Below are 7,927 nucleotides of genomic sequence, written 5' to 3' on the forward strand. Positions count from 1 at the left end.
GCTGGCGCCGGCTGACATGGTTAAAGAACACTGAAATCAACACGTTGAAGAGTCTTTAAGTAAATTCACCGAACGTGCGTGCATGACGCGCGGAGTTCGTTTGTATCTCGTCGGCTCCATCGTCCTTGTTTCGTTAGCAGGTTGCGGACGCGGCGTCTTCCAGGCCGAACGTGAACCGTGGCGGGCCGAGGCCGAAGCCGCATGCCTGAAATCAGGCGCGGTGAAAGAGGGGCCGGATCTCGTCCGCATCGACCCGATCTCCGGGCCGGGCATGTGCGGCGCAGAGTTTCCGCTCAAGGTCGCCGCCCTCGGCGAAGGCTCGAGCAGCTACGGCTTTGCCGATGAGGAACTGCGTCCGCCCGGGAGCGTGGGCAGCCAGCCGCGCTGGCCGGTGACGCAGCCGCGATCGAATTACCCGCAGAGCCAGAACACTCCGGCATCGTCCTATCCGCAACGCTCGAACTATCCCGAGAGCGCGGTGCGTCAGCCGTCCGGCTATGGCGCTTCCCCTGGTCCAATGCCTCTGAATGCGCCCGGCGTGGCGCAGCAGGAAGACGAGATCGATTTGCCGCCCGAGGGCACCGATGCCGCGGGCGCGTCGCGCTACATGAATGCGCCGAGCTATCCGGCACGGCCGGCGCCCTACTCGCAGGCGCCCGCGCAGCAACCGCTGCCGCGCCTTGGTCCGGCACAGGGCAATCCCGTCACCGCCGTTGGCCCCGTTGCGATCAAGCCGGTTGCGACGCTGGCCTGTCCGATCGTGTCCGAGCTCGATCGTTGGCTCGCCGACACCGTGCAGCCCTCGGCGATGCGGTGGTTCGGCACCCGCGTCGCGGAGATCAAGCAGATCTCCGCTTATTCCTGCCGCGGCATGAACGGCAATTCGCACGCCCATATCTCCGAGCACGCCTTCGGCAACGCGCTCGACATCGCCGCCTTCGTGCTCGCCGACGGCCGCCGCGTCACCGTGAAGGATGGCTGGCGCGGCATGCCGGAAGAGCAGGGGTTCTTGCGCGACGTGCAGTCGGGCGCGTGTGTGCATTTCACCACGGTGCTGGCGCCGGGCTCGAACGTCTATCATTACGATCACATCCACGTCGATCTGATGCGCCGCGCCAGCCGCCGCCTGATCTGCCAGCCCGCTGCCGTCTCCGGCGAAGAGGTCGCCGCGCGGGCGGGCGGGCGCAATCCCTATGCGAATGCGCGTGATCCCTCCGTGACCGGCTCGCTGGGTACGCGCAAGAGCATGGCGCGAAAACACGAAGAGGACGAGTACGCCGACGATTGAGGCTTGCGCGTGATGCGTAGCCCAGGAGGAAAGGGGCCCGATCTCGCTCGGCCGTATCACGCCAGGCCAACTCGCGCGCATGATCGGCGCGACGCGCCTGTCCATCAGCCTGATCCTCAGCCGCCTCCAGGACGACGGCATCGTCTGGACTGGCCGACCAAGACGGCCGTCAACGATCTCGCCGCGTTGAGGAAGCAGGTGACCGACTAGAGCCCGCGCCGTAGAAAAATTTCAGGTCGACTTCGACGGTGCTGGGACCAGTCCCATGCACAGCTGTACCTCGGCGGGGACATTGTAGGTCCGCATGATGTGGCGGCTGTCGCGCAGGCCGGTTGCCTCACGCTGCACCACGAACATCCAGAGCGCGTGGCCGGCTTCCATCACCAGCTTTCGCCTGGCCGGCTGCATCGCGGCCGGCACTTCCGAGCTTGCGTGAGCGGCGTCGAACTCGCGCAAGCGCGCCAGCGCCCGTTCGAGCGTGCGGCCCATCCGTCCGAGCGCGGAGGCCTGTTCCTGGACAATCTCGTAATGGAGGATATCGACCGGCGGGCGAAGATCACGGGACATGAGCCCCAATATAGGACCGACGGAACGGCCTGCAACGCGTGGCGCTACTTCGCCCGGTACGCCGCCAGGAACATCCGCGTCGCGCTGTCGACGACTTCGCTCATGCGCTCTTCCGACGGCGCGGGCGCGGCCTGGAAGACGAAGGGCAGGAACAGCGAGGCCTTGCACAGTTCCATGAATTGCGACGCCGCCAGATCACAATCGTCGATCGCGAGATCGCCGCAGGCGACATGGGTGTTGAGATAGTCGGAGAGGCGGTTGATGGACTTGTCCAGCACCCGCGCATAATAGCGGCGGCCGAGATCGGGCATGCGCTCGGCGATCGCCATCACGGTGCGGATCGCCGATCCGCCGCCGGGCCGGCACAGCAGACGGTTGTAGGCCCGGCCGAAATCCTTCAGCGTGGTTTCAACATCGCGGGCAGGATCGAAATTGAACGCGACCTGCCCGTGCTGGAGCGCCTCCTGCTCGAGGATGGCTTCGAACAGCGCGCATTTATCGGCGAAGTAGACGTAAAGCGTGCCCTTCGAGACCTGCGCCGCGCGAGCGATCTCGCCCATGCTGGCACCGTCAAACCCGAGATCCATGAACACCTTGCGGGCCCCGTCCAGAATCTGGCGGCGTTTGGAGCTGTCCTCCTCCTGGATGACGTGCAGATGTTCGCGGTCGGCTACAACCATTGGTTCAGGGTCTCGGAAGGTTTTTGCATCGGTCCAGGATCATGAAACCGAAATAAAGGATTCGGGCCAGTAGGCTCTGCCCGGGAATATTATCTATATTGACCGAACCGTTCGGTCAATGATATTTGGGATAAGCGAGAGGGACCGGGCCGCACGCGGCTGTCCCTCATCGCGCTTTTTTGTTGGGGGAGGCCTCCATGGCCGTAGTGAGAGACCAGGCTGCGCGCGTCCTTCGCCCGGACGCCGTGGAGACGCCGACGCCCGCGGGTGGTGAGGCTGCCACCGAGACGTCTGTGGCTCTCGCCGAGCAGTTGCGCTCTCATGTGGCCGAGGAAACCAAGCGCCGCCCCAGCGAGGCGCCGGAGCAGCCCGTGACCGACAAGCCGGCCGCAGCCCCAGACGCGCCCGCCGCCGGCGCGTCGAAGTCCGGCAAGCGTAAATTCGTGATGATGGGAGTAGGGTTGGTGCTGGCGCTCGCTGCCGCGAGCTATGCCGGCTATTACACGCTGGTCGGCCGCTTCTACGTCGCGACCGACGATGCCTATGTCCGCGCCAACAACACCATGCTGGGCGCGCGCGTTGCCGGCCACGTCTCCTCGATCCTCGCCGGCGACAACACGACGGTGCGCGCCGGCGACATCGTCTTCCGCATCGACGACGGCGACTACAAGATCGCGGTCGACGCCGCCGCGACCAGGATCGCGACCCAGCAGGCCACCATCGATCGCATCGGCCGCCAGGTCGCGGCGCTCGACAGCCAGGTCGCGCAGGCCAAGGCGCAACTCGTCTCCGCCGAAGCCGGCCTCAAGCGCGCCGACCTCGATTATGAGCGCCAGCAGGCGTTGAGCAACAAGGGGTTTGCCTCGCGCGCCACCTTCGAGAGCTCCGAAGCCGGGCGCGACCAGGGCGCCGCCGCCGTCAAGGCTGCGCAGGCCGCCTACGACGTCGCGCTCAGCAATGTCGACGTCGCCAAGGCGCAGCAGGCCGAAGCGCAGGCGCAACTCGCCGAGCTCAAGACCACGCTGGCCAAGGCCGAGCGCGATCTCGCCTTCACCGCGGTGCGCGCGCCGGTCGACGGCACGTTCTCGAACCGCCTCGTCAGTGCCGGCGATTTCGTCGCGGTTGGCCAGCGGCTCGGCAACGTCGTGCCGCTCGACAACGTCTATATCGACGCCAATTTCAAGGAGACCCAGCTCAAGCGCATCCGCCCCGGCCAGCCGGTGACGATCAAGGTCGATGCCTACGGCATGCGCAAATTCTCCGGCGTCGTCGACAGCATCGCGGCGGGCGCGGGCTCGGTGTTCACGCTGCTGCCGCCCGACAACGCCACCGGCAACTTCACCAAGATCGTGCAGCGCGTGCCGGTCCGCATCCGCGTGCCGAAGTCGGTCGCGAAGCAAAACCTGCTCCGCGCCGGCATGTCGGTCACTGCGACCGTCGATACCAACAAGGGCGCGGCCGACGCCGACAGCGAGGTCGATCTCGACGACGCCACCATGATCCATCCGCAGTAGCGCGCCTGCGCCGCGAGGTCAGACGATGGCGAACGCCACGACCGTTTCACCTGCCATGATGGCGGACCCCGCTTCGGAGCGCATCGCGCCGAAGCGGCTGTTCGCCTTCATCATCATGGTGTTCGGGATGTTCATGTCGATCCTGGACATCCAGATCGTCTCGGCGTCCCTGAGTGAAATCCAGGCCGGCCTGTCGGCAAGCTCCAGTGAAGTCTCCTGGGTCCAGACCGCCTATCTGATCGCCGAAGTGATCGCGATTCCGCTGTCGGGGTTTCTGTCGCGCGCGTTCGGCACGCGGCTGTTGTTCGCGATCTCGGCGGCCGGCTTTACCGTATCGAGCCTGCTCTGCGGCTTCGCCACCACCATCGAGGAGATGATCGTCTGGCGCGCGCTGCAAGGTTTTCTCGGCGCCGGCATGATCCCGACGGTGTTCGCTTCCGCCTACACCGTTTTCCCGCGCACCAAATTCCACATCGTCGGTCCCATCATCGGGCTCGTCGCAACGCTGGCTCCGACCATCGGGCCGACCGTCGGCGGCTACATCACCGACCTGATGTCCTGGAACTGGCTGTTCTTCATCAACATCGTGCCCGGCATCGGTATCACAATCGGCGTGCTGGCGCTGGTCGATTTCGACGAGCCGCATTTCGAATTGCTCGATCGTTTCGACTGGTGGGGGTTGCTGTTCATGGCCAGCTTCCTGGGCACGCTGGAATACGTGCTGGAGGAAGGCCCGCAATATGAATGGATGCAGGACCCCTCGGTCGCGATCTGCGCCTGGATCTGCGGCATCTCGGCGATCGCCTTCTTCTGGCGCGTCTTCACGGCGGCCGAGCCGATCGTCAATTTGCGCACCTTTTCCAATCGCAATTTCGCGATCGGCTGCGTCCTTCAGTTCTGCATCGGCATCGGCCTCTACGGCCTGACCTACATCTACCCACGTTATCTCGCCGAAGTGCGCGGCTATAGCGCGCTGATGATCGGCGATACCCTGTTCGTCTCGGGCATCACCATGTTCCTGGTTGCGCCGGTGGTCGGCCGCCTCATGGCGAAGTACGACATGCGCTACATGATCGCGTTCGGGCTCGTCGTATTCGCGCTCGGCTCCTACCAGATGACCTGGATCACGCGCGACTACGATTTCTACGAGCTGTTGATTCCGCAGATCCTGCGCGGCGTCGGCATGATGTTCGCTATGGTGCCGACCAACAACATCGCGCTCGGCACGCTCGCGCCCGACCGGGTGAAGAACGCCTCGGGGCTCTTCAACCTGATGCGCAATCTCGGCGGCGCCGTGGGCCTCGCCGTCATCAACACCGTGCTCAACGACCGCACCGACCTGCACATCTCGCGCCTGCAGGAGCGCGTGACCTGGGGCAACGCGACCGCGACCGAAACCCTGACCATGTTCATGCAGAAGTTCCAGGGGCTCGGCGATTCCACGCTGATGGCGATGAAGCAGCTGTCGCAGCTCTTGCATCGCCAGGCCGTGGTGATGGGCTTCGGCGATGCCTTCTTCATCCTGACGGTGTTCTATCTCGGCCTCACCCTGCTCGTCACGCTGTTGAAGAAGCCGGCCTCGCCGTTCGGCGCCAGCGGCGACGCGCACTAATTTGCAACACTCGTGCGTGATCTCGCGCGAGCCCCGTTGCAAATCACCAGTGACACATCTATAAAGCGCAACTCATTCCATCGAACTGGGAGGATTTGCATGATTTCGTCGCATTCGCAGATCGCACGCCCGCGCTCGATGATGTTCTGGCTCGGTATCTGCTCGGCCTCCTAGAGGCCTCTTCCGCCAGCTTCGATTGGGCTTCCAGTCCCGATCGCTCCGCTCCCCAAGTCCAAAGCCAACTTTAAGTGACGCCGTCTCGGCCCTCGCGGCCGGCCTGCGTCCATCAATGGAGCCGGCCCGCGCCAGAAGCGGCCGGATGACGCCATGACCGCTCTGTCAAAAAGGCCCGCGGCGATACGCGTGGTGCTGCCATTCGTGTTCCGGCACTGGCTGAAGCAGCCGGGGCGTACCCTCGTCGTGGCCGGCGGCTTGTTGGGCGCAACCGTCGCCGACCTGTTCATGCCGGTCTTCTCCGGACATCTGGTCGACGCCCTGACGCGCGGCCCATCAGATCTCGCCGCGCGTCACGCGGCGCTGATGGCCCTGGGCGGTATCGTGGCGCTGGGCGCTGCGTCCATGGTGCTGCGGCTGACCGGCCTTCAAGCCATCGTGCCGTTCTCGCTCAAGATCATGTCCGAGGTCGCGCAGGAAGCCTTCATGCGCGTGCAACGCTTCTCGACCGACTGGCACGCCAACTCCTTCGCGGGATCCACGGTGCGCAAGGTGACCCGCGGCATGTGGGCGCTCGACCTGTTGAACGACACCATCTTGATGGCGCTGGCGCCGTCGCTGCTGGTGCTGATCGGGTCGATGATCCTGCTCGGCGTGCACTGGGCCTCGCTTGGCGCGGTGATCGCGCTGGGCGCGCTGGCCTACGTCACGATGACGGTGCTGTTCTCGACGCGCTATATCGCGCCAGCCGCGCGCGTCTCCAATGCCTGGGACACCAAGGTCGGCGGCACGTTGGCGGACGCGCTAACCTGCAACGCGGTGGTGAAATCCTTCGGCGCGGAAGCGCGCGAGGATGCGCGGCTTGCCCGTGTCGTCAATCGTTGGCGCGTGCGCGTGCGGCGGACCTGGCTGCGCTACAACTACACCAATCTGGCGCAGCTCTCGGTGCTGCTGGCCCTGCGCGCCTCCGTGATCGGCGGCGCGGTGCTGCTGTGGATGTCGGGGCGGGCCTCGCCCGGCGACGTCACCTATGTGCTGACGAGCTACTACGTCATCCATGCCTATTTGCGCGACGTCGGAATGCACATCAACAACCTGCAGCGCTCGGTCAACGACATGGAGGAGCTGGTGGCGATCCACGACGAGCCGATCGGGATTGCGGATGCGCCGGACGCGCGGCCGATCGCGATCGAGCGCGGAGAGCTCCTCTTTGACGACGTCACGTTTCACTATGGCGGTCATCACGCGCCGCTCTATGACGGGTTGTCGGTCACGATCCGTGCCGGCGAGCGCGTCGGTCTCGTCGGCCGCTCCGGCTCCGGCAAGACCACCTTCGTCAAGCTGGTGCAGCGGCTCTACGACGTGACCGGCGGCCGCGTTCTGATCGATGCGCAAGACATCGCCAAGGCCACCCAGCACTCGCTGCGCAGCCAGATCGCGATCGTGCAGCAGGACCCGATCCTGTTTCACCGCTCGCTCGCCGAGAACATCGCCTATGGCCGGCCCGGCGCCAGCCTGGAGGCGATCGAGCAGGCGGCACGGCTGGCCAACGCGCACGACTTCATCCTGCGCCTGCCCAAGGGTTACGGGACGCTGGTCGGCGAGCGCGGCGTCAAGCTCTCCGGCGGCGAGCGGCAGCGCGTGGCGCTGGCGCGCGCCTTCCTGGCCGATGCGCCGGTGCTGATTCTGGACGAAGCGACCTCGAGCCTCGATTCGGAATCCGAGGCGCTGATCCAGCAGGCGATGGAGCGGCTGATGCGAGGCCGTACCTCGATCGTGATCGCGCATCGGCTGTCGACGGTGAAGAGCCTCGATCGCATCCTGGTGTTCGACCGCGGCGAGATCGTCGAGCAAGGCACGCATGCCAGGCTCGCGGCCAAGCCCGGCGGCATCTATCGCGGCCTGTTCGAGCGCCAGGTGGTGGAGCTCGGACATATCGCAGCAGCGGAGTGAGTGGCGCGCGGCGGGCGGGGCGGAAAAACCCCCCGCGCCCCGCCCCACGGTGAATTAACATAAAAACCAGAAACCCCGCGGCCACGTTGGGGCCAAACTGCGGCACGCGCCCCCCCGCCGGGTGGGGCAGATAACCAGA

At 65.4% G+C, this 7,927-nt stretch carries 7 protein-coding genes; 5 read left to right on the forward strand and 2 right to left on the reverse strand.

Annotation, left to right across the window (positions count from 1 at the left end):
• Positions 1-82: 82 nt before the first annotated feature.
• Complete coding sequence (locus AC0L3A_RS06315; protein WP_007600822.1) at positions 83-1,288, forward strand: extensin-like domain-containing protein; 1,206 nt, start codon at positions 83-85, stop codon at positions 1,286-1,288.
• Positions 1,289-1,367: 79 nt separating this feature from the next.
• Positions 1,368-1,478 (forward strand): hypothetical protein, encoded by a 111-nt coding sequence (locus AC0L3A_RS06320; protein ID WP_245285996.1) that lies wholly within the window; start codon positions 1,368-1,370, stop codon positions 1,476-1,478.
• Between the two features lie 41 nt (positions 1,479-1,519).
• Here AC0L3A_RS06320 and AC0L3A_RS06325 read toward each other — a convergent pair whose 3' ends face one another.
• Together AC0L3A_RS06325 and AC0L3A_RS06330 are read right to left on the reverse strand one after the other, a co-directional pair.
• Positions 1,520-1,855 carry a DUF6665 family protein gene (locus AC0L3A_RS06325; RefSeq protein ID WP_007600823.1) on the reverse strand — a complete coding sequence of 112 codons (336 nt, stop codon included), beginning with the start codon at positions 1,853-1,855 and terminating at the stop codon, positions 1,520-1,522.
• Between the two features lie 44 nt (positions 1,856-1,899).
• Entirely contained in the window at positions 1,900-2,535 is a 636-nt protein-coding gene (locus AC0L3A_RS06330; RefSeq protein ID WP_219683411.1) for a TetR/AcrR family transcriptional regulator, read from the reverse strand.
• A 197-nt stretch (positions 2,536-2,732) separates the two neighbouring features.
• Between AC0L3A_RS06330 and AC0L3A_RS06335 the strand changes: the two genes are divergently transcribed.
• The 3 genes from AC0L3A_RS06335 (at position 2,733) to AC0L3A_RS06345 (ending at position 7,788) form a co-directional block, all read left to right on the forward strand.
• Positions 2,733-4,049, forward strand: coding sequence for an HlyD family secretion protein (locus AC0L3A_RS06335; protein ID WP_473253837.1), 1,317 nt, complete (start codon positions 2,733-2,735; stop codon positions 4,047-4,049).
• A 25-nt stretch (positions 4,050-4,074) separates the two neighbouring features.
• Entirely contained in the window at positions 4,075-5,661 is a 1,587-nt protein-coding gene (locus AC0L3A_RS06340; RefSeq protein WP_354128963.1) for a DHA2 family efflux MFS transporter permease subunit, read from the forward strand.
• A gap of 327 nt (positions 5,662-5,988) precedes the next feature.
• Positions 5,989-7,788 (forward strand): ABC transporter ATP-binding protein, encoded by a 1,800-nt coding sequence (locus AC0L3A_RS06345; protein WP_007600828.1) that lies wholly within the window; start codon positions 5,989-5,991, stop codon positions 7,786-7,788.
• Positions 7,789-7,927 lie beyond the last annotated feature (139 nt).

The organism is Bradyrhizobium sp. MI1.3, assembly GCF_055811695.1.

What these genes read in the sequence shown, in the direction of transcription:
- AC0L3A_RS06315 (WP_007600822.1), top strand. Translation starts at nt 83, where the DNA reads ATGACGCGCGGAGTTCGTTTGTATCTCGTCGGCTCCATCGTCCTTGTT.
- AC0L3A_RS06320 (WP_245285996.1), top strand. Translation starts at nt 1,368, where the DNA reads ATGATCGGCGCGACGCGCCTGTCCATCAGCCTGATCCTCAGCCGCCTC.
- AC0L3A_RS06325 (WP_007600823.1), bottom strand. Translation starts at nt 1,855, where the DNA reads ATGTCCCGTGATCTTCGCCCGCCGGTCGATATCCTCCATTACGAGATT.
- AC0L3A_RS06330 (WP_219683411.1), bottom strand. Translation starts at nt 2,535, where the DNA reads ATGGTTGTAGCCGACCGCGAACATCTGCACGTCATCCAGGAGGAGGAC.
- AC0L3A_RS06335 (WP_473253837.1), top strand. Translation starts at nt 2,733, where the DNA reads ATGGCCGTAGTGAGAGACCAGGCTGCGCGCGTCCTTCGCCCGGACGCC.
- AC0L3A_RS06340 (WP_354128963.1), top strand. Translation starts at nt 4,075, where the DNA reads ATGGCGAACGCCACGACCGTTTCACCTGCCATGATGGCGGACCCCGCT.
- AC0L3A_RS06345 (WP_007600828.1), top strand. Translation starts at nt 5,989, where the DNA reads ATGACCGCTCTGTCAAAAAGGCCCGCGGCGATACGCGTGGTGCTGCCA.